The organism is Kordia sp. SMS9 (assembly GCF_003352465.1).
GTDB lineage: Bacteria > Bacteroidota > Bacteroidia > Flavobacteriales > Flavobacteriaceae > Kordia.
The window spans coordinates 5,373,890-5,398,747 of the sequence record NZ_CP031153.1; the positions used below are offsets into that span (position 1 = coordinate 5,373,890).

Consider the following 24,858-nt stretch of genomic DNA (forward strand, 5'->3'; position numbering starts at 1 on the left):
CTAAACAAATTTTTTCTCTAATTGATTATTCACCACCTGAGAAAGCGATACAACATTGCTATTTTTCATTACTGAGAAATGATTTCCAGAAACTTCTTGTATTTCAAAGTTTCTAAAGAAGTTTCCTAATTTTTCTTTGTTGTAGATAGCGCTTGATTCCGTTGGCCAAATATACACTGTTTTCGCCTGAATTGCCTCTTGAATACAATGTCCATCGGATGCGTTCAATAAGAGTCGTATTTTATTGACTGCGGCAAAAAGTTCTTTTTTGTTCAGGTGTAAAAAGTCAGGAATCAGTTGTTGTATTTCATCAGATACCAAACTGCGAATTCTTTCAATAGATTCTTTTTTGAACGTTTCAGAATTGAAAAACGCTGACCACAATTCAGGCAAAGAATTCATACTTTTTGAAGTTGCCATATCGTAATTGAAATTGGATTCCAGAAAACGCGTTTCCGAAGCCATATCAAACGTAGAAGTTTCCAAAGGTTTGTCAAATTGCAACGAAGAATCTATCATAATAAGTTGTTCTACTTGTTCGCCTGCGTTTTCCAATTGCGTCGTCATTTCCGTCGCAATTTCACCGCCTAAACTCCAACCTAATAGATGATATGGTCCAACTTTTTGCACTTTCTTCATTTCTTTGATAAATGCGGAAGCGATGGACGTAATTTTTGGAGCTTCCGTGATGTTGTCAAATAATTCAAATCTGATTCCATAACAAGAATAGGTTTCAATGTTTCTAGAAAGTTCAAGATATCCATCAATTTCGCCACTTCCGTCGTGTATCATGAATAGTTTTTCTTTTCCTTCAATAGCATTGATTGGTACTACAAGTTCATCTTTTTGTGTGTTGCTTTCCCAGTTCCTAATTTTTTCCGCTAATGAACTAATTTTTGGTGCTAGGAAAATTTCAGAAATCGGCAACTCTATTCCAAAGTCTTGCTTGATCAAGTGTCTTAATTTAATCGCCAATAAAGAATGTCCGCCAAGAGTGAAAAAGTTAGACGTAATGCTGATTTTTTCTGCGGAAATATTCAATACTTTTGACCAAATAGCGACGAGTTTTGTATGCATATCGTTTTGAGGCGGCACGTATGTTTCTCCTTCGGTAAAATCTGGACTTGGAAGTGCTTTTTTGTCTATTTTTCCATTCGCGTTCAAAGCAAACGTGTCCATCCATATACATGCAGAAGGTATCATATACTCCGGTACTTTTGAGGATAAAATTGATTTCACTTTGGCATCGTCTATTGGTGCATTTCCACATACATACGCAATCAATTTTTTATGATCTCCAACTCCTGAAACCAAGACTACTGCACGATCAATCAAATCACTTTCTTCCAAATAAAACTCGATTTCTCCCAATTCAATACGATATCCACGAAGCTTTACCTGATCGTCATTTCGTCCTAAATATTCGATAGTTCCGTCAGAAAGCCATCTTGCCTGATCGCCCGTTTTGTAAATTTTACCATCTCCAAATGGATTGGCAATAAAACTTTTGGCGGTTAAATCTTCTCGTTTTAAATATCCTTTTGCGAGTCCTTTTCCTCCTATGTACAGTTCGCCTGCAACACCTTCTGGCAGTAACTCCAAGTCATCCGAAAGTATGTATAATGCTGTATTTGCGAGCGGACGCCCGATAGAAACTTTGTCTTTTGTAACATCGGTAGCATCAGTCACTTGATACACGGTACTCGTCACGGTAGTTTCCGTTGGACCGTATTCATTGTAAAATAAATGCTGTGCAGCTATTCTTTTTGCCAATGTTGGTTTGCATACTTCTCCACCAGAAATTACTCTTTTCAAATTTGGTAAATGATCAAAATTTACCGCTTCTAAAAAAGAAGGTGTTCCGTGGAAATGTGTCACTTTTTGGTCTCTTAACATGGTCGTAAAAGCTCCAACATCTAGCAGCATTTTTTCCTCAAAAACAACGGTTGCAGATCCGCTTGACAACGCTAACCAAATTTGTTCCACTGATGGATCAAAATAGTACGGTGCAAACTGAAGAATGCGCTCATCGTTCTGAATGTCAAAGTATTGTTTTTGACACTGAATTAGATTTGAAACCGATGCATGCTGAATTAACACACCTTTTGGTTGTCCCGTAGAACCCGAAGTGTAAATGACGTACGCCAAATCGGCTGCGGTTATGTATGGTAATTTTGTGTGATTATTTTCAGCGTTATCTAAAATGTTGGTATTAATTACATGGTAGCTTGCTGTGTTTTCCATTGCTGAAGACACATTGCTTAGGATCATATTCACCTCACAATCGGCTAGCATATATTCCGTGCGCGCTGTTGGCTGATTTGGATTGATTGGCAAGTAGGCAGCTCCTGCTTTCATGACCGCAATAATTCCCACGATCATTTCTACAGAACGTGTCATCATCAATCCGACAATGGTGTTCGGTTGTACGCCAGAATCTAGCAAATATGCTGCCCATTGGTCAGAACGTGTGTTGAGTTCTTGGTAAGTCCATTGTTCTTCTCCAAATAAAATAGCTTTTGCATCTGGTGTTGATTGTGCATGCTTCATAAACATATCCAATACGGTCTGATCTAAATCGTACGCCGCTTCGGTATCGTTAAAGGCTACTAACAATCTGTCTTTTTCTTCTTTGGAAAGAATATCGATATCGTTGATAGATACCGCTGTGTTTTGTGTAATTTTTGTGATGATTTGAACCAAGTAACTCATAAAACGTTTGATCAGCGCTGCATCAAATAGTTCCGTTCGATACGTAAACGATAGCGTGATTTCTTCGGAAGCTACTACATCTAAACTCAAATCAAATTTTGCAATGTTTGAAGCTACTTTGTAGTCTGTAATTTGGATTGGTGCTTCTGGAACATCGGAAGCTTCTACGCCTTGATTGTATGAAAAGAAAACATCAAATAAAGGATTGCTTCCTGCATCTCGTGAAATTTGTAAAGCATCTACCAATTCCTCATACTGAAACGATTGATGATCAAACGCAGCTAACGTTGTTTCTTGAACAGCTTCGAGCAATTCGTCAAACTTCATCGTGGCATCAACCGTGTTTCGAAGTGCCAATGTGTTGACAAACATACCCACAATTCCTTCAAGATCTGAATGATTTCGTCCTGCGGTAACGGTGCCAACAATGATGTCTTTTTGGTTGGACAACTTGCTTAATAGCACATTGTATATGGATAAAAATAAGGTAGACATGGTTACGCCTTCTTGCTGTGCCATTGCTTTTAATGCTTGGCTTGTATTTTTATCAATGCGTACGGTATGATTGTCTCCTTGATTGCTTCTGTATCTTGTTTTGGAACGATTTGTTGGAAGTTCGAGTGTGGTAATCTCTTCCGAGAAAACGTCCATCCAATAGTTTTTATGATTTGCAACTAATGCTTGCTGTGCATCGCTTTGTTGCCAAACGGCGTAATCTACATATTGAACGTTGAGATCATGTAAGGGTGCTTCTTGATACAACATCCACAATTCACGCATTAGTATTTCAAAAGAAACACCATCGTTAATGATGTGATGCATGTCCATCATGAGCAAATGTTCTTCCGTTGAAATTTCTAGTAAGGATACTCGAAATGGAAATTCTGCTGATAGGTTAAATGGACGAATGAATGCTGCTATTGTCGCATCAATACGATCGGAATTGCCTTTTTGGTGATTCACACAAAAGTCATCAGTCGCTAAAATGCGTTGCATTGGTACATCGTCTACAATATTGAATGTCGTACGAAGACTTTGATGACGTCTTACCAAATTTTGGAATGCTGTTTCCAAACGCGCTACATCCAAAGTTCCTTTTAGTGTAAAGAATGAAGGCATGTTGTATACCGTTCCTTCTTTGTCAAATTCATATAAAAAGTACATTCGTTGCTGTGCAGAAGATAACGGATAGTATTCAGAATCTACAGCTTTTGGAATCGTTAAGAATGTTACTTGCTCCATCGTTGCGATGTGAAGTGACAATTCTGCAATGCTACGATGTACAAAGAAATCTCGTATCGCAATATCTACATTATATACTTTGCTTATTTTATTGATCAGCGTAATCGCCAATAAAGAATGACCGCCAAGTTTAAAAAAGTCGGACGTAATGCTGATTTTTTCTGCGGCAATATCTAACACTTCTGACCAAATAGCCACCAGTTTTTTATGATCTTCGTTTTGTGGAGCAACGTAGGTTTCTCCTTGGGTAAGATCCAAACTCGGAAGTACTTTTTTGTCCACTTTACCATTTGCGTTCAACGTAAAAGAGTCTATCCAAATGAATGCCACAGGAATCATATAATTAGGAACTTTAGCAGCCAATAAAGATCTTAGGTTGGCGTCGTCTACTTGTGCATTTCCACATACATACGCAACCAATTGTTGGTGATCTCCTGTACCTGAAACCATGACCAATGCTTGATCGATGAAATCACTATTTTCTAAATGATACGCAATTTCTCCTAATTCGATGCGATATCCACGAAGCTTCACCTGATCGTCATTTCGTCCTAAATATTCGATAGTGCCATCTGGAAGCCATCTTGCCTGATCGCCCGTTTTGTAAATTTTACCATCTCCAAATGGATTGGCAATAAAACTTCTTTCTGTTAAGTCTTGACGATTTAAGTATCCGTGCGCCAATCCTTTTCCTCCAAGATACAGCTCGCCTGCTACGCCTTGCGGCAATAGTTGCAAGTCATCCGAAAGAATATACGTTTGTGTATTTGCTATTGGACGACCAATGGGTACAATACCATTTTTTAGAGTTGCTGCGCTTAACTTTTGTGAAATTGATATGACCGTTGCTTCTGTAGGACCGTATTCGTTGTAAAAATCATACGTTTCAGCATAGCGTTTTGCCAAGGCTAATTTACATGCTTCCCCTGATACTAAAATCCGTTTAAGATTTGTGAGTTTTGGCAATGCTAATTTTTCTAAGAATGAAGGAGTTACATTTAAATGCGTGACACCTTGTGTTTCTAAATACGCATAAAATTCATTGTCGTCCGTTAAGGTTTCTTGGGCTACTAAAACCAAACTAGCGCCTGTACAGAATGCAGACCAAATTTGTTCTACGGAAACATCAAAATAATACGGCGAAAATTGCAGGATATGATCTGAACTTTCCAATCCTAAAAATTCACGTTCATGTTGAATTAGATTTGAAACGGATGCATGCTGAATTAACACACCTTTTGGTTGTCCCGTAGAACCCGAAGTGTAAATGACGTACGCCAAATCGGCTGCGGTTACATATGGTAATTTTGTGTGCTTATTTTCAGCGTTATCTAAAATGTTGGTGTTAATTACATGGTAGCTTGCTGTGTTTTCCATTGCTGAAGACACATTGCTTAGGATGATATTCACCTCACAATCTTCTAACATATATTCCGTGCGCGCTGTTGGCTGATTTGGATTGATTGGCAAGTAGGCAGCTCCTGCTTTCATTACGGAAATAATTCCCACGATCATTTCTACAGAACGTGTCATCATCAATCCGACAATGGTGTTCGATTGTACGCCAGAATCTAGCAAATATCCTGCCCATTGATCGGAACGTGTGTTGAGTTCTTGATAAGTCCATTGTTCTTCTCCAAATAAAATCGCTGTTGCATCTGGTGTTGATTGTGCATGCTTTATAAACATATCCAATACGGTCTGATCTAAATCGTACGCAGTTTCGGTATCGTTAAAATCTACTAACAATCTGTGTTTTTCTTCTTTGGAAAGAATGTCGATATCGTTGATAGACACCGCTGTGTTTTGTGTAATTTCTGTGATGATTTGAAGCAAGTAACTCATAAAACGTTTGATCAGCGCTGCATCAAATAGTTCCGTTCGATACGTAAAGGATAGCGTGATTTCTTCGGAAGCTACGACGTCTAAACTCAAATCAAATTTTGCAATGTTTGAAGCTACTTTGTAGTCTGTAATTTGGATTGGTGCTTCTGGGACATCGGAAGCTTCTACACCTTGATTGTATGAAAAGAAAACATCAAATAAAGGATTGCTTCCTGCATCTCGTGAAATTTGTAAAGCGTCTACCAATTCCTCATATTGAAACGATTGATGATCAAACGCAGCTAAGGTTGTTTCTTGAACAGCTTCGAGCAATTCATCAAATTTCATCGTCGCATCAACCGTGTTGCGAAGTGCCAATGTGTTGACAAACATACCAACAATTCCTTCAAGATCAGAATGATTTCGTCCTGCAGTAACGGTGCCAACAATGATGTCTTTTTGGTTGGATAACTTGCTTAATAGTACATTGTATATGGATAAAAATAAGGTAGACATGGTTACGCCTTCTTGCTGTGCCATTGCTTTTAATGCTTGGCTTGTATTTTTATCAATGCGTACGGTATGATTGTCTCCTTGATTGCTTCTGTATCTTGTTTTGGAACGATTTGTTGGAAGTTCGAGTGTGGTAATCTCTTCCGAGAAAACGTCCATCCAATAGTTTTTATGATTTGCAACTAATGCTTGCTGTGCATCGCTTTGTTGCCAAACGGCGTAATCTACATATTGAACGTTGAGATCATGTAAGGGTGCTTCTTGATACAACATCCACAATTCACGCATTAGTATTTCGAAAGAAACACCATCGTTAATGATGTGATGCATGTCCATCATGAGCAAATGTTCTTCCGTTGAAATTTCTAGTAAGGATACTCGAAATGGAAATTCTGCTGATAGGTTAAATGGACGAATGAATGCTGCTATTGACGCATCAATATGATCGGAATTGCCTTTTTGGTGATTCACACAAAAGTCATCAGCCGCTAAAATGCGTTGCATTGGTACATCGTCCACAATGTTAAATGTAGTACGAAGACTTTGATGACGTGCTACTAAATTTTGGAATGCTGTTTCCAAACGCGCTACATCTAAAGTTCCTTTCAGTGTAAAGAATGAAGGCATGTTGTATACCGTTCCTTCTTTGTCAAATTCATATAAAAAGTACATTCGTTGCTGTGCAGAAGATAACGGATAGTATTCAGAATCTACAGCTTTTGGAATCGTTAAGAATGTTACTTGCTCCATCGTTGCGATATGGAGTGATAATTCTGCAATGCTACGGTGTACGAAGAAATCGCGTATCGCAATATCTACTTGGTATACTTTGCTTATTTTATTGATCAGTGTAATCGCCAATAAAGAATGACCGCCAAGTTTAAAAAAGTCGGACGTAATGCTGATTTTTTCTGCGGCAATATCCAATACTTCTGACCAAATAGCCACTAGTTTTTTATGATCTTCGTTTTGTGGAGCAACGTAGGTTTCAGCGTTTACAAAATCGGGAATTGGCAACGCTTTCCGATCTGTTTTTCCATTGGCATTTACAGGAAAACTGTCTAATTTTACATAATGCGCTGGCAACATATACGCTGGTAACTTGTCTGACAAAAGCGCATGAATTTCTTCCGTATCTTTTTCTTCATTTACGCATAAGTACGCTACTAATTGTTTACTTTCTTTGCCTCCATGCGCCATCACTAACGCTTGATTTACTTCTGAAATTAATTCCAGTTCTGCTTCTATTTCTCCAAGTTCGATGCGATGTCCTCTTATTTTTACTTGGTTGTCATTTCTGCCCAAATATTCTAACGTACCATCTTTCAACCATTTTACCAAGTCGCCAGTTTTGTAAATTTTACCGTCTCCAAACGGATTTTCTACAAAACGTTCTTTTGTCAATACTTCATTGTTGATGTATCCGTTGGTTACACCCAATCCGCCAATGTAGAGTTCTCCGACAACACCTTCTGGCAACAGCGTCATGTTTTTCCCTAAAACATACGCTTGTGTATTGGCTATGGGACGTCCAATAGATATTTTACCGGTTTCGATATCTGCTTGCTCAATTTTTTTAAACGTAGAAGTTACCGTAGTTTCTGTAGGTCCGTATTCGTTGTATAAATTGTATAGCTTTGAAAGTTTTCCAGCCAATGCCAATTTACAAGCTTCGCCTCCTACAATGATTCTTTTGATGTGTAATGTTTCCCCTAATTCGATCGCTTCTAGAAAAGAAGGTGTACAATCTAGGTGTGTAATGTTGTATTTTTTTAGGCTTGCATTGAATCTGTGGATGTCTAAGATGTCTTCATCTTTAAAAATAACCAATCGTGCGCCCGTGGTGAGTGCTAACCAAATTTGCAATACAGACGCATCAAAATAGTAGGGAGAAAATAATAATACATTTTCATCCTGTTGCATGCGGAAGAGTTCTATTTCGTGTTGCAACAAATTGGAAACACCTTGATGTTTTACCATGACGCCTTTTGGTCGTCCTGTAGAACCCGAAGTGTAGATAATGTATGCTAGATCTTCCCCATTAAGTGTAGGTAACGTTTTGTTACTGTTTGATTTTTTTTCGTCTAAAGTTTTTGGTGTAATGCACGTGTACGCTTCTAAGAAGTTCGCAGCTATATTTTCAACATTACTTACAATGAATGCTACTTCACATTCTTCCAACATGTCTAGTGTTCGGGCAGTTGGTTGCTCAGTATTGATTGGCAAGTAGGCGCCACCAGCTTTTAAGATGGCTAATATTCCTGTGATCATATCTAAAGAGCGAGACATTAGTAAGCCCACGATTTCTCCTTTGCCAATGTTGTCTATAATGTGATGCGCCCACACATCAGAGCGTGTGTCTAATTCTTTGTAGGTAAGCGCTACCTCATCTAAAATCAACGCTTGGGAGTTTGGTGTTTCTTGTACGCGCATTTTAAACATATCCAACACTGTTGTATCTATATGATACGCAGCGTTGGTATTGTTGAAATCTATCAGCAATCTGTTTTTTTCTTCTTTGGAAAGAATGTCTATTTCTTTGATAGATACCGCTTTGTTTTGTGTAATTTCTGTGATGATTTGAAGCAAATAACCTGAAAATCGTGCAATGCTTGAAGCGGCAAATAAATCTTTTCTGTATACGAAACACAGGTTGATTTCTTCTTTGTCTAAGACTTCAAATTCTAAATCGAATTTTGCAATTGTATACGGAACTTCATGATTTTTTATCGTAATTCCTGTATCAGTACTTCCGTTTGTATCTGTGCCCGCTTGCATGTATGCGAAGAAGACATCAAATAAAGGATTGCGTCCTGCATCTCGCGAAAAATCTAACGCATCTACCAATTCATCATACGGATATAATTGATGGTCAAATGCCGTCAATGTATTTTCTTGTACATTGGCTAGAAAATCCTTGAAACTCAAATTGGAAGCTACTTGATTGCGCAATGCTAACGTATTGACAAACATGCCAACTACGCCTTCAACATCTGCATGATGGCGACCTGCTGTCGGCGTACCTACTACAATGTCAGCCTGATCGGACAGTTTGCTAAGCAATACATTGAAAATTGATAAGAACAACGTGTACATTGTAATTCCTTCCGAACCTGCCAAAGCACGTAATTGATCGCTTTGCGTTTTGGATAAAGTTACGATATGCACTTCGCCTTCATCACTTGGATGCATCGGTCTTGAGTGATCTAGCGGCAATTCTAAGGTGGTCAAGTCATCATTATAACTTTCTAACCAATATTTTCTATGTCTTGACACTACGTCTTGATAGGCGTCGCTTTGTTGCCATTCCGCATAATCGGTATATTGAATATCAAGCGCAGGCAATGTATTTCCATCATACAACGACCAAAGATCATGCATTAAAATGTCATTAGAAACTCCGTCATTGATAATGTGATGCGAATCTGTCATTAACAAATAGTCTTCACCAATGACATCGACCAACGTTACGCGGTACGGAAATTCCTGTGCTAAGTTGAATGGACGCACAAATGTTGATACTAGGGCATCAATATCTTTGGGATGTATTTGTTTGTACTCAATTTCAAATGCAGCGGCGTCTAACACACGCTGCATTGGATGATCGTTTTGAATACTAAATACCGTACGCAAGCTTTGATGACGTGCCACCAAGGATTTGATGGCGTTGTCAAACTTGGCAATGTCTAAAGACCTGCCAAGCCGATAAAAACCAGGCATGTTATAACTTACTCCATTTTTGTCAAACTCATATAGAAAATACATGCGCTTTTGTACAGACGATAGCGCGTAGTATTCTTTTTTAGGAGTTTTGGCAATGGTTGTGGAAGATTCTTTCCGCTTTAGCGATTTGAAAAAAGCTATAATTTCTTGTTTATTAGCTTTTAATTCTTCTACAATTTCGTGCGTTAACACTTCATTCGGATCGTGAACTGCTAATTGCTCTTCACGAACCGTAACAATGATGTTGTTATTCCTCAGATTCGTAATGTATTCCGCGATGCTCATATGATTAGTTTTGCATTGTCAAGGTTGTTGTGCGACTCATCAGCCAATTGCTTCACTGTGAGGATATAATCTGCAATTCCTTTGATGTCTTGTATAGAGAATAGTTCTTTTAGAGACATTTCAACGGCAAATGCTTTGTTTATTCTATTGATTAACGCCATGGCTTTTAGTGAGTTTCCTCCGATGTTGAAGAAATTTTCATCTGTACTTAGCGACGTTACTTCTATGTTTAATAGCTCGGACCAAATGTCAACTAATTGCGTTTCCACTTCGTTTGAAGGTGCAATGAATTGTTTCTTTAAGGTGATGCTTGGCGATGGCAATGCTTTTTTATTCAGTTTACCATTCGCATTGAGCGGAAACTCAGCTACATTCATAAAGAACGAAGGCACCATATATTCTGGCAATCGCTTTTTGAGATAGTCTTGAATTTCTTCTATTGATATTTCTGATGCATCATTCATGTAATACGCCACTAATACAGGATCTTGATCTAAGTTTCTGTAGTCTACAACCGCATTTTTGATGTGTGGATGGTTTGATAGTACATGTTCTATTTCACCCAGTTCAATTCGGTATCCTCTAAGTTTCACTTGATGATCGTTTCGTCCGATGATTTCAATGTTTCCATCAGGCAACCATCTGGCTAAATCTCCCGTTTTGTATAATTTATAAGCATCTTCCGCATTGAATGGATTGTTGATGAATTTTTCTGCGGTAAGTGCTGGTCTGTTTACATAGCCTTTTGCTACTTGCACACCTCCAATTAACAGTTCTCCCACAACATTGGTTGGTACCAACTCATTTTGAGCATTGACAATGTAGATTTGCGTGTTGGCAATCGGTTTTCCAATACTATTTTTATCGCCTTTATAATTTGTCATGTCTACAGAAGTCACATCAATCGTAGCTTCCGTTGGACCGTATAGGTTGTAAATTTTAGCATTCGGTAGTTTCTTTTGGAAATTTTTCAACGTTTTGTTCGCTAATGATTCTCCACTACAGATCACCGTAGGTTTTAGCATTTCTAATTCTGTATCCTCAAATCCATTTAAGAACGTGTCTAACATAGAAGGAACAAAGTGTAGTAACGTAATTTGTTCTTTTTCAACGATGTTCTTCAAATATGCTAAGTCTGTATGTTTGTGAGGCTGTGCCAACACCATTTTGCAATTTGTCATCAACGGCGTTAGTAATTCCCAAACAGATACATCAAAAGTATACGGTGTTTTTTGTAGGATGACATCGTTTTCATCAATATTGAAATGCTCACATTTCCATAGCAGTCTATTTGCTAAACCTGCATGTTGAATGAGTACACCTTTCGGTTTTCCTGTAGATCCGGAAGTGTATATGACATACGCAAGATCTTCTGGAGTTACCATTACTTCAAGTTCGTTTGTAGGATAGCTAAGCACTTCGTCAGCTTCCATGTTGATAAACGATACTTCTTCCGAAAGTAGTTGTGCTAAATTGTCGTCGATTAAGTTCGTCGTACTCAATAAAAACTTCGTATTACAGTCGTTCAGAATGAAGTCAATACGTTCTTTCGGATATCCTGCATCAATTGGCACATACGCGCCTCCTAGTTTCATGATGGCTAAGATTCCAACAACCATTTCAAAAGAGCGTTCGACACAGATAGGAATGAGATCGCCTTTTTGGAAGCCTTTTTCTTTAAGAAGCCACGCCAATTGATTTGATTTTTCTTCTAAGACTTCATTGGTCATTTGCGCTTCTCCAAAGACAAGTGTGGTTGCTTTTGGATTGCTTGCAAGTTGTTCTTTATACAAGTCTATGACCGTTTTGTCAGTTGGGTATTTTTTCTCAGTATCATTATTGTCGACTAACATCTGTTGTTTTTCCTCGTTACTCATGTATGAGAGATCGGAAATTTGGTTCGATTCAATTAATGAGTTCAACGTTTCTTCAAAATGCGATAGTATCATTTCAACAGTTGGCGTTAAAATAAGTGTATCGTTGTATTTTAGGTTTACTGAAATTCCTATGACATCAATAGATACATAGAGTGACAATGCATAGTTGTTTTCTTCTTTTCCTGCAAAGTTTCTGATGTTTAGGATGCCTTCTTCACTAGCGGTATTGGCAACTTCTTGTGAATAATTGTCAAAAATTATTAGTGAGTCAAACAATTCCCCTTGAAGCGTACTCGTTTTTTGAATTTCGGCAATGGAGAAATGTCCGTAGGATTCTCTTGATATACTGTGTTCTTTTTGAATGTCCGTTAACCAATTGGAGATCGGTTTTTCATCCGTAACCGTTGTACAAACCGGAATTGTTTTTATGTATAAACCAATTCCAGATTCTACATCTTTCAACATTCCGTTTCTCCCTGAAATGATGGTACCAAATGCTACCGTACTGTTTCCTGTATATTTAGAAAGTAGGTACGCCCAAGTTCCTTGAATTAAGGTATTCACCGTTACATGACGTTCTTTTGCAAATTGTTCTAGTTTTGCGGCAAAGTCAGCTTTCATGATACGACTGATATTGTTATTGCTGAAAACTTTGTTTCGCTTTTTGGTATCTGTCAAAAATGGAAGGTAACTGTGTGTGGAAAGCGAAGAAAGATAGTTTCTCCAATATTCCTGTCCGTCAAACTCGTTTTTGAGTGCTACTTGTTTGATATTGTTGATGTAGTTATCCTCACGTTGTACAGCAGGAATGGCTTTATCTTGCAATAGCTCTTTGTAGATACTTACTACTTTGTTTAACAAGATTGATACCGACCAACCATCTAACAGAATGTGATGATGTGTGAAAATTATTTTAGATTCCCCTTGTGGCAATTTCAATATTGAAAGACGATACGGAGCCGTTTTTAAATCAAAAGGTGTTTTGAAATCTTTTTTGATAAATGCTTCTAACGCTGCTGCTGATTTTTGTTCGTAATCAAACATTGCGAGTGGCAACTCTTTATCTTCATACACACATTGTACTGGAATGTTGAAGAAATCATTGTGAAACGTAGTTCGCAATATGCTGTGTTTGTCTGCCAATACTTTCCACGATTTTTTAAATAAGTCAACATCAAGGTTTGGTATGTCAAAGCTCATCTGAACTATGTAATTCGGGTTTTCATCATACAAACTGTGGAATAGTAAACCTTCTTGCAGTGATGTAAGTTTGTAAATATCTTTTATGCCTTGATTTTCTTCTAGTTGTAAGAATTCCGTTAATTCAGCATGACTGACATCTGCATGAATTCCATAATCAAAAGGTGTTTTTGTAGACAATTTGGTTTGTGTACAATGGTCAATGATCATTTTTAGGTTTTCATTGAACATGTTTGCAAGTTTAGAAACGGTTTCATCTGAAAAGAGACTGCTATCATAATTCCAATTGAACTGCATTTTCCCTTCTATGACAAGTCCGCTAATACTCAACTGCGTATTGTTATGGTTTTTTACACTGATGTTTTCGCCGGTTGCTTCCGAAGCTGTGTTGAAAAGTCCATTCGTGTGATCTTCCGTGTCAAATTCGCCTAAGTAGTTAAAAACAATTTGCTGGAAGTCTTTTGTGAGTTGCAAACGTACATTTTCATCGGTATGTAAGTAACGTAAAATACCATATCCGATGCCTTTGTTTGGCATTTGACGCAATCGTTCCTTGGTTTCAATAATTGTGGAAGCCACATCGTTTTCAGTATGTGCTAAGGCAATTGGGAAGAGCGAAGTAAACCATCCAACAGTTCTACTGATGTCTGTATCTTCAAATAAATCTTCTCGTCCGTGTCCTTCTAAACCTATTACAAATTCTGAAGCATCGAGCCATGAACCTAAAGTTACTGCCAAAGATGATAAGAGTATATCATTGATTTCAGTATTGTAGGTTTTGTGACATTTTTTGAGTAACGCTTGCGTTTCTTTTTTGGTTAGTTTTAATTGATAACGTTTTACTTCTTCAAAAGTACTTACAGCTTCGTTGCTTGAAAAATCTTGTGGAAGTGCGACTCCTTTTGAGAGTTGTTTTTTCCAATAGGTAAATTCTTCCGATGCGTAGGAACTGTTTCCGTAGTAACTCAATTTTTCTTGCCATTGACGATACGAAGTGCTTTTCTTTGGAGAAACAATCTGCTTTCCACTGATGGCACTGTCTAAAAAGCTAGATACATCATCTAATATGATATGCCATGATACGACATCAATCACCATGTGATGCGCTACCATAAATAAACGGTTGTGCAATTCAGTTTCTGGCGTATTGATCCATACAAAACATACTGTGTTTTCAGTGATGGAAAGTTTTCTTTGATACGCATCGCAAATTTCTGTAATACGCTCACTTACTTCCTCAGTACTATCAATAGTTTCCATCAATAATGTTGGTGCTGCTGATGCGTACACACCATAATAGGTGTCGTCTTCTTTTTTAAATGTAGCGCTCAACATATCATGCTGAAGCACCAATTTTGAAAGCACTTCTTCTATGACATTCGTTTCTATTTCTTTAGAGATGTCTAGTAAAATAGATTGATTGTAATGATTCGATTCTTCATATGAAGATGCTATAAAGTCATGCTGAATAGGAAGTAATTCAAATTTTCCTTGTAACGTTCCTACTTCTGATAATGTCGTATCGTTTTCTCGTAAATTTTTAGCTAATTCCTGAATGGTTTGATAGGTGAAAATATCTCCAACTCGTACGTGAATGTCTTGCTTTTTGGCTTGACTTACCACTTGAATTGCCGTGATAGAGTTTCCTCCCAAAGAGAAGAAATTATCGTTCATTCCAATTTTCTCAACTTTTAACAGTTTTTGCCATATTTCAACCAAGGTCATTTCTGTTGGTGTACTTGGCGCTACATATTCACTAAAGTTTGAGTCAGAACTTTTTGGTTGTGGAAGCGACTTTTTGTCTATTTTTCCATTGGTTGTCAACGGAAATGCTTCCAATTCTATAAAAATTTCTGGAATCATGTATGAAGGAACTACTTTGTTTAGTTCACTTCTAATCAGTTTTTTATCAAAGTCTTCTTTGACCGTCATATATGCGATAAGCTGTGCATTTTCGTTACTTCCATTGGCTGCAACAATGCTATGCTTTATGCCTTCTATTTGATTTAAATGGTATTCTATTTCACCCAATTCAATACGATGTCCTCTAATTTTCACCTGACCGTCATTACGCCCAAGAAATTCTATCGTTCCTTTGGAAGTCCATCGGGCAAGATCGCCTGTTTTGTATAATTTATGTGGATCATTTTCATCAAATGGATTCGCAATAAATTTTGTTGCGGTCAATTCAGGTTTGTTCAAATATCCGCGAGATACTTGAATTCCGCCAATAACTAACTCGCCAACAACACCCATAGGTTGTTGAATATTATTTGCGTCTACAACATAAATTTGCGTGTTTGCCACAGGTTTTCCAATAGGAATGATGTCGCCTTTGTATTCTGTTAATTCAATGGCAGTCACATCAATAGCTGCTTCTGTTGGTCCGTACAGGTTGAAAATTTGTGTATGTGGACACTTTTTCTGAAATTTTTGCAAGGTTGAATAGGATAATGCTTCTCCACTACAAACTACTTTTCGCAGTGAGTTTGTGTACTTCATATTCGCATCCAATTCGCTGATAAAAACATCTAACATCGTAGGCACAAAGTGCATGATATTTATGTGTTCTTTTGCGATGAGTTGATGTAAGTATACAGGATCTTTTTCGCCACCTGGAACTGCAAATACTAGCTTTGCTCCTGTCATTAATGGCAATAATAATTCCCATACCGAAACATCAAAACAGAACGTCGTTTTTTGCAATATGGTATCAGCTTCCGTCACATCAAGATAATCGCGCATCCACACCAATCGGTTGTAAATTCCATCATGTTGATTCATCACACCTTTTGGATTTCCTGTAGTTCCTGAAGTGTAAATAACGTACGCCAACGAGGTTTCTGGTATGTTCACATTTGGAGACGACACTGGCGATGCATTGTATACAGCGGCATCGTCAAGATTTAGGTATTCTATATCATTAAAGAGCGTTTGATAGCTGCTTTCTGTCAATACGATGGTTGGTTGTACATCGTCCAAAATATAGTTGACGCGGTGTTGCGGATATCTTGGATCAATTGGCACATACGCGCCGCCTGCTTTTAAGATTCCTACAATTCCGATGATCATTTCCAAGGAACGATCTACGCAAATTGGCACTAATGTATCGGTTGTAACACCTTTGTTTCGCAATACATGTGCTAATTGATTTGAAACCTCATCAAGTTCTTTGTAAGTGAGTTGTTTGTCTTCAAATTGCACCGCTACTTCTGCTGGATTCGATTGCACTTGCGCGTTGAACATGTCTAATACCGTCTGCTCTTTTTCATAGTTTTCAGTCGTATTATTGAACGCTTTTAATTGCTCTCGATCTTCCTTATCTGCTTCAGATAATATGGTTTCTTTATCTACCAACGCATTTTCACTGTATAAAAACTGATCTAATGTCAATTTGAAATAGGTAGCCAATCTTTTTACTTGTTCTTTGCTGAAAGTTGCTGTTGAATATCGCAATAAGAGTCGGAAACTTTTGTTGTAAACACCACCGTGTTCTTGTCTAAGGTCGTGTGCTTCTATGTGGAATCCGAAAGGAAAATGTTCATTCAAGTAAAATTCAGATAGCGAATCTTCTTCTTCCAAATCAATGGAAGCATCATACGCTTCCCATTCTTTGAAAATTTGGAAATCTAAATAGTTAAACGCAACATCAAAAATTGGATTGTGATCGCCTGCGGGTTCTTTCGTAAATTCTAGTATTTTGTGGAAAGGAACACGCTCATGATATTTTAGCGTTCGTAGTTTGTCTTCTATGTAATTGATATAATCGCCCCAAGTAATGTTTTCAGGCAACTTGATTCGCACAGGAATTGTGTTTAAGAAGCAACCCAATAGTTTGCCGCCATCTGGTGTTAACGGTCGGTTGTTGGTAACGATTCCTAGCGTTAAATCATTTTCATAATTCAACATGTTCATCGTGTAAATGTAAGATGCAAAACACAGGTGTTTGAAACTTGTATTGTATTTTACGGCGAGTGTTTCTAATTCTTCTCTAAATTCAATTGGCAACTCAAACACGTCACTTATAAATACATGTTCGTCGTCTGTAGATGGCAATTCAAAGCGTGAATATCCTTCTAGTTCTTCTTGCCAATATTCAATGGAAGCTTGGTTTTTCCCTGCTGCCAATTCTCCTATGATTTGATCTTCATACGTACTTTGCAAACGTTCTGGAACATAGTCGCCATTTTTGGTTAAAATGGTATACATGTTTAGCAATTCTGTTAAGAACGAAGAGAGACTCCAACCATCAAATAACGAATGGTGAAAATCGAATAGTAAGTATTGATAATCGTCTCGTACTTTGATGATATTGATACGCCATGTTAGTGAAAATGACAGGTCTGATTTTCTTCTTTTTTCTTCTAGTAATTTATTTTTGACAAAGGTTTTCTGACCTTCTTTATCTAAATGACGAATGTCTATAAAGTTAACTTCAGGCGTTATTTTTTTCATGACGATGTGCGCAAAGTATTCCAAATCGTATACTTTACGAAGCGCCGTGTGCTTGTCAATCATTAAGTTTAGTGCATGTTCAAACAGTGCAAAATCGAAGTTTTTTACTGGGTAATCATACATGTTTTGCTCATGGTAAATGATTTCATGAATATCGTCTGATCTGCTTTTTAGAAATTCGAAAACCATTCCTTTTTCAACGCCGTTCATCGGATATACCGCTTCGTAGGTGTCTAAAAATTTTCCATCTGCTCGGTATGTTTCTGCAAATGCACGCAGTTCTTCTTTTACTTCTTCCAAGATGCGTTGGTTTTCCTCATCTTGTTGTGAATCTGACATATTCGCCGCCAATTCTGCAATGGTTTGGTACGAATATAAATCTGCAATGGTAAATGATGTATCTAGTTTGTTGTTGATACTGGAGATTAAGCCAATTGCTTTTAAAGAATCGCCTCCTAAACTAAAGTAATTGTCTTTGATGCCAACTTTTGATACTTTTAGTGCTTCTTCCCAAACGACTGCCATCTGCGATTCTACCTCAGTTTCAGGTGCGGTATACGTTCCGCCTAATGCTCCTTTGTCTGGCGATGGTAAGTTTTTAACCGCAATTTTATTGTTGGATGTGGATGGGAATTCATCCATCTTCACAAAATACGATGGAATCATGTAGTTTGGAAGATTTTCGCCTAAGTGTGCTCTTAATTCAGAGACTTCTAGCGCTTCTTCGCCAATGTAATACGCACATAAATACGGATGTCCTTCATCAGATTTTCGCATGATTACGACCGTATCACTGATGGTTGCATGCTGCAATAAATGATGTTCTATTTCTTTGAGTTCTATTCTAAACCCTTTTAGTTGTACTTGATTGTCGATGCGACCTATGTATTCCAATTCGCCATTGGCTAACAATCTTCCCAAATCGCCTGAACGGTATAAACGCGTTCCTTTTTGGTACGGATTGTCTAAGAATCTGGAATTGGTCAGTTCTTCTTTGTTTAAATATCCTCGTGTGATTCCTGCGCCACTAATGTAAATTTCTCCAGCGACACCTTGTGGAACAAGTTCTTGATTTTCATCTAAAATGTACATGGAAGTCGTTGGAATTGGCTTCCCTAAGTTGCTTACATTTTCTTCAATTTCTTTGATACCTATTTCTTTGTACGTAGCATGTACCGTTACTTCTGTAATTCCGTACATGTTCACCAATTTTACATGCGGATATTGCGCTTTCCACGATTTTAGTTTGAAAGGCACTAAGGCTTCTCCACCAAAAATAACATAGCGCAAATTGTTGAGTTCTATGTCTTTTCGATCGCATTCTTCCATGAGATTGTTGAATGCTGTTGGCGTTTGGTTTAATACAGTTACTTCATGGCGTTTGAGTACTTGTAAGTATCGTGATGGATCTCGTGCTACAAATGGCGGAATGATAACTAGTTTTCCTCCATATAACAACGCTCCGTACATTTCCCACACACTAAAGTCAAAACAGTGACTGTGAAACATGGTCCAAACATCGTTTTCTCCAAAGTTGAATTGAAATGCATCATTGTACATTAAACGTACTACATTGCGATGCTCTACCATGACACCTTTTGGATTTCCTGTAGTTCCCGAAGTGTAAATGATGTAGCAGATATCTTCTGGACTATTTATATGTTCGATATTGGCAACTTCTCGTGTTGTGTCGATCATGTTTTCCAGTAATATCGTTTTCACAGCAGCATTTGCGACGAGTTCTTGATGTTCGTCGCTGGTAATGAGAAGCTCCGTTTTACTGTCTTCCAACATGTAGTTTAAGCGTCCTTGCGGATAGTTTGGATCTAAAGGCATGTAACAACCGCCCGATTTTAAGATTCCTAACATTCCCACTACTGTGTGAAGATTTTTGTCTACTAACAATCCTACAATGTCATTGCGTCCAATTCCTTGCGAGCGCAATTCATACGCTACCATATTGGATAGATTGTTTAATTGTTGGTACGTTAACGTTTCGCTTTCATACGCAACTGCAATAGCCGTTGGATTTTTTGCTACTTGATACTCAAACATGTCAATGATGGTCGCCGTTTCAGGATACGAAACATTGATAAGATGGTTGATTTTTTCAATTTTTTCCTTGTCTGCTTCAAGTAGTATTGTTTCTTTTTGTATAGGTGTTGTTGCCGCATTTAGAAACTGATCTAGTGTAGATTTGAAGTAGCTTGCAAGTTTGGCTACATCATCAATACTGAAAGCCGCTGTTGTATGTGTTAGTGCAAGTCTAAAATCATTGTCACGAGCATAGATATGGAAATCAATACTGGTGTTGTTGTTCATAAAGAAATTTGATTCTTTAAACTCATTCGGTCTTACAATGCGTTCTTCATTTTGGATTTCCGTATAACGTCTGAAATCTATGTAATTGAAGGAGATATCAAAAACTGGATTGTGTTCTGTTGCTGGCTCTTTGGTGATTTCTAAGATTTTGTAAAACGGAACTCTTTCGTGATATTTTAGGGTTCTGAGTTTGTCTTCTATAAAATTAATATAGTCGCCCCAAGTGATGCCTTTTGGAATTTTTGCTCGGAACGGAATGGTATTTAAGAAACAACCCAACAAGCGTTCTCCATCTGGTGTTAACGGTCTGTTGTTTGTTACGACACCTAAAGTAATGTCATCTTTAAAACTCAGCATATTCATTGCGTAGATGTATGCTGCAAAACATAAGTGTTTGAAACTTGTATTGTGGCGTAACGCCAATGTTTCTAACTGACTTCTGTATTCTTTTCCATAATCAAACCATTCACTATTGAATTGGTGTTCTTCTCCTGTTGATGGTATTTCAAAGCGCGTGTAGTCCTCCAATTCTTCTTGCCAATATTCAATAGAAGCTTGGTCTTTTGCTGCTGCCAATTCTCCAATAATTTGGTCTCGGTAGGTACTTTGTAAATGTTCAGGAACATAGCTACGATCTTCCATTAAGAAAGAATAGGTTGTAGATAGTTCTGTAACGAATGACGAGAGACTCCAACCATCAAAGAAAGAATGGTGAAAGTCTAATAGTAAGTATTGATAGTCTTCACTTACTTTGATGATGTTGATTCGCCATAGTAATGAAAAGGATAATTCTGTTTGGCGTTGCTTTTCTTCTAGTAGTTTTTTGTTGATGAACGCTTCTTGCGCTTTTCCATCCAAATGACAGATGTCTGAAAAATTGACTTCTGGCACTACTTTTTTCATGATGATATGTGCAAACTTTTCTAAGTCGTATACCTTACGAAGTGTCGTGTGTTTTGCTACCATTAAGTCTACCGCATGCTTAAACAGTTCAAAGTCAAAATTCTTTACTGGATAATCGTATATGTTTTGTTCATGATATACAATTTCATGCACACTTTTTGGTTTGCTTTTTAAGGAGTGAAATACCATTCCTTTTTCTACACCATTCATCGGATATACCGCTTCGTAAGTATCTAAGAATTTCCCTTCTGCTCGGTATGCTTCCGCAAATGCGCGCAGTTCTTCTTCGGTTTCTTCAAGGATTCGTTTGCTGTCATCATTTTGTTGAGAACCAACTACTTTCCCCGCCAATTCTTCAATGGTTTGGTACGAATATAAATCTGCAATGGTTAATGATGCTTCAAGTTTGGTATTGATGTTGGAGATTAAGCCAATTGCTTTTAAAGAATCTCCTCCCATACTAAAGTAGTTGTCTTGTATGCCTACTTTTGACATTTGCAATACTTCTTCCCATATCGCTACCATTTGTATTTCTTCCTCCGTTTTTGGAGCTGTGTACGATTCTCCTAACGCTTCTTTGTCTGGCGAAGGTAATTTTGAAACCGCAATTTTATTGTTGGATGTCATTGGGAATTCGTCCATCTTCACAAAGTAGGATGGAATCATGTGACTTGGTAAGTTTTCACCTAAGTGCGATCGTAATGTAGAAACTTCTAAGAGTTCTTCGCCGATGTAATACGCACATAAGTACGGATGTCCTTCATCGGAATCACGTTTGATGACTACCGTATCACTGATGGTTGCATGCTGCAATAAATGATGTTCTATTTCTTTGAGCTCAATTCGAAAGCCTTTTAGTTGTACTTGACTGTCAATACGACCTAAGTACTCCAATTCGCCATTTGCCAACCATCTTCCTAAATCGCCTGAACGGTAGAAACATTCTCCTTCTCGGTACGGATTGTCTAAGAATTTCGCACGTGTCAATTCTTCTTTGTTTAAATATCCTCGTGTGATTCCTGCGCCGCCAATGTAAATTTCTCCAACGACACCTTGTGGAACGAGTTCTTGGTTTTCATCCAAAATGTACATAGAAGTCGTTGGAATTCCTTTCCCTAAGTTGCTTACATTTTCTTCAATTTCTTTGGCGCATATTTCTTTGTAGGTAGCATGTACCGTTACTTCGGTAATTCCATACATGTTTACTAATGTTACATGCGGATGTTGTGCTTTCCAAGTTTTTAATTTGAACGGCACTAAGGCTTCTCCACCAAAAATAACATAGCGCAAATCGTTTAGTGTTATGTCTTTTTGATCACATGCTTCCATGAGATTGTTGAATGCGGTTGGCGTTTGATTCAATACCCTTACTTTATGTTCTTTGAGAATTTGTAAGTATTGAGCAGGATCTCTAGCTACCAACGATGGAATGATGATTACTTTCCCTCCAAACAGCAACGCTCCGTACATTTCCCACACACTAAAGTCAAAACAGTGACTGTGAAACATGGTCCATACATCGTTTTCTCCAAAGTTGAATTGAAATGCATCGTTGTGAAAAAGACGCACTACATTGCGATGTTCTACCATCACACCTTTTGGATTTCCTGTAGTTCCAGAAGTGTATATGATGTAACATAAATCTTCTGGGTGATTCATTTGCACAATATTGGCTACTTCTCGATCTTTAGTGATCACTTTTTCTAGCAGTAGCGTTCTCACGGAAGTACCTGCAATAAGTGCTTCGTGTTCACTATTGGTAATGAGCAAATCTGTTTTACTGTCTTCCAACATGTACTGTAAGCGTCCTTGCGGATAGTTTGGATCTAAAGGCATGTAACAACCGCCCGATTTTAAGATTCCCAACATTCCCACAATTGTGTGAAGGTTTTTGTCTACCAATAAGCCTACAATATCATTACGACCAATCCCTTTTGAGCGCAATTCATACGCCAATATGTTGGATAGGTTGTTTAATTTTGCATACGTTAAGGTTTCACCTTCATAGGCAACCGCAATGGCATTTGGAGTTTTTGCTACTTGTGCTTCAAACAAATCAATAATCGTAGCTTTTTCAGGGTAAGAAACCTCTAAAAGTGTGTTTATTTCCAGTGTTTTACGCGCTTCTGTTTCTGAAAGCAACGTTAATTCAGCCAACGGCATTTCTGGATTTTGCGCAATCTGTTGGAGTAATTTTTTATAGTAACTGATGAATCTTTCAATGGTATTTTCCGTGAAAAGATCGGTAGCATATTCTAGTTCAAAGCGCAATCCGGATGCGTCTTCTTTGGCACCCAACGTTAGGTCAAATTTAGAAGTTTTTGTTTCGAATTGGTATGTTTCAATTTCTGCTGATTGAATTTGAAACGCTTCTTGTTTGTTATTTTGCAATACGAACACACAATCAAACAAAGGATTCCGTCCTGGATCTCGTTCTATCCGCAAATCATTGATTAAATCTTCATAAGGATATTCGTCATTGTCAAGGTAACTGAGCAATTTTTGGTGAAGCAATTGCGCATACTTTTTGAAACTCAACGAATTGTCTAGGCTGATTGGCAATGCTAATGTATTGGCAAACATTCCCATGATGTCTTGCAACTGATGGTGTTTTCTTCCCGCAACAAGCGTACCGATGACTACATTATTTTTTCCGCTAAGTTTAGAGAGTAATAAACCATACACGCCGATTAATAGGGTAAATAAGGTAATATCATTTTTCTTGATGATCTCGTTGAGTTTATGTTTTTCCTCATTTGAGACATGGAAGGTGGCTACATTTCCTTTAAATGTTTTTTCTTTTGGTCTTGAGAAATCGTATGGCAATTCCAATATGTTGTATTCTCCGCTAAACTGATCGGTCCAAAAGCTTTTTTGTTGTTGTACTGAAGTTTGGTGTTGCTCGCTAAGAAACCATTCCGAATAATCTCTGTATTGCGTTTGCAAAGGCACTAAATATTCCCCTTCGTAGAGTTGGGTGAATTCCTTCATGAGTATTTGTACAGAAACACCATCGGAAGCAATGTGATGCATGTCTATCAATAGAAAGTGCGTATCTTTTGACACTTGCATTACCGCAACTCTGATGAGCGGCGGATTGCTGAGATCAAAAGGTCTGATAAATTTGTGAATGATCGATTCGATGTTCGCTTCCGTGCCTTCAATTTCTTCTATTTCAAAATCAACCTGCGCTAAAACTTTCTGTACAGGCGTATTGTTTGCATCCAAACTAAAACTGGTACGAAAAGATTCGTGTCGTTCTATCAACGATTCAAAAACGTTTTGAAGTTTTCTAGTGCTTAATTTTCCTGTAATCTTTAAAACGCCTGTTTGGTTATAGGCTAAAGACGTTTCATTGAATTGATTTACTAGAAATAATCTGAATTGCGCTGGCGTTAATGGATACGATGCTTTTGTAGCTGCTTTTGCGATGTCGCGCGTCGTACTATTGAGATTTTTTCGCTTGCTTAAATAATTAATTAAATTGCTTTTATTATCCCTTAGTTCTTTGATTATAGTAGGATTGTCAAAACTTTTTGGAACAATTACCTTTAAGTTTTCATCAACAACTTTAAGGTTAATTTCTAGCTCTTTTAATTTTAATAGTAACTCTTCCATATTCGAAATATTTTAATGTTAGGTTGGCGCTGCGCCTACTGTTTTGTTAATTTTTGGTTATTGTTAGTTCCCTGTACAAACGAGTTTGACACAGTGTACTTGGTGTTTTTATGCTTTACAAAACCCACTACGAGGTTTCCTTATGAGCGTTGTATACGCACCATAAGTGAAATCTACTTTGGTA

At 37.7% G+C, this 24,858-nt stretch carries 2 protein-coding genes; both read right to left on the bottom strand.

The window, feature by feature from the left end; all coding sequences use genetic code 11:
* On the bottom strand, positions 1-10,299 hold the full coding sequence (locus KORDIASMS9_RS22700) for a non-ribosomal peptide synthetase (RefSeq protein WP_114905048.1): 10,299 nt from the start codon (positions 10,297-10,299) through the stop codon (positions 1-3).
* The gene (locus KORDIASMS9_RS22705; protein ID WP_114905049.1) at positions 10,296-24,674 is read right to left on the bottom strand and encodes a non-ribosomal peptide synthetase; all 14,379 of its coding nucleotides are present in this window, start codon (positions 24,672-24,674) and stop codon (positions 10,296-10,298) included. The genes KORDIASMS9_RS22700 and KORDIASMS9_RS22705 overlap by 4 nt, the downstream gene beginning before the upstream one ends.
* Positions 24,675-24,858: the final 184 nt, after the last annotated feature.

Coding starts and splice junctions, on each gene's coding strand:
- KORDIASMS9_RS22705 (WP_114905049.1), bottom strand. CDS start 24,674: ATGGAAGAGTTACTATTAAAATTAAAAGAGCTAGAAATTAACCTTAAA.
- KORDIASMS9_RS22700 (WP_114905048.1), bottom strand. CDS start 10,299: ATGAGCATCGCGGAATACATTACGAATCTGAGGAATAACAACATCATT.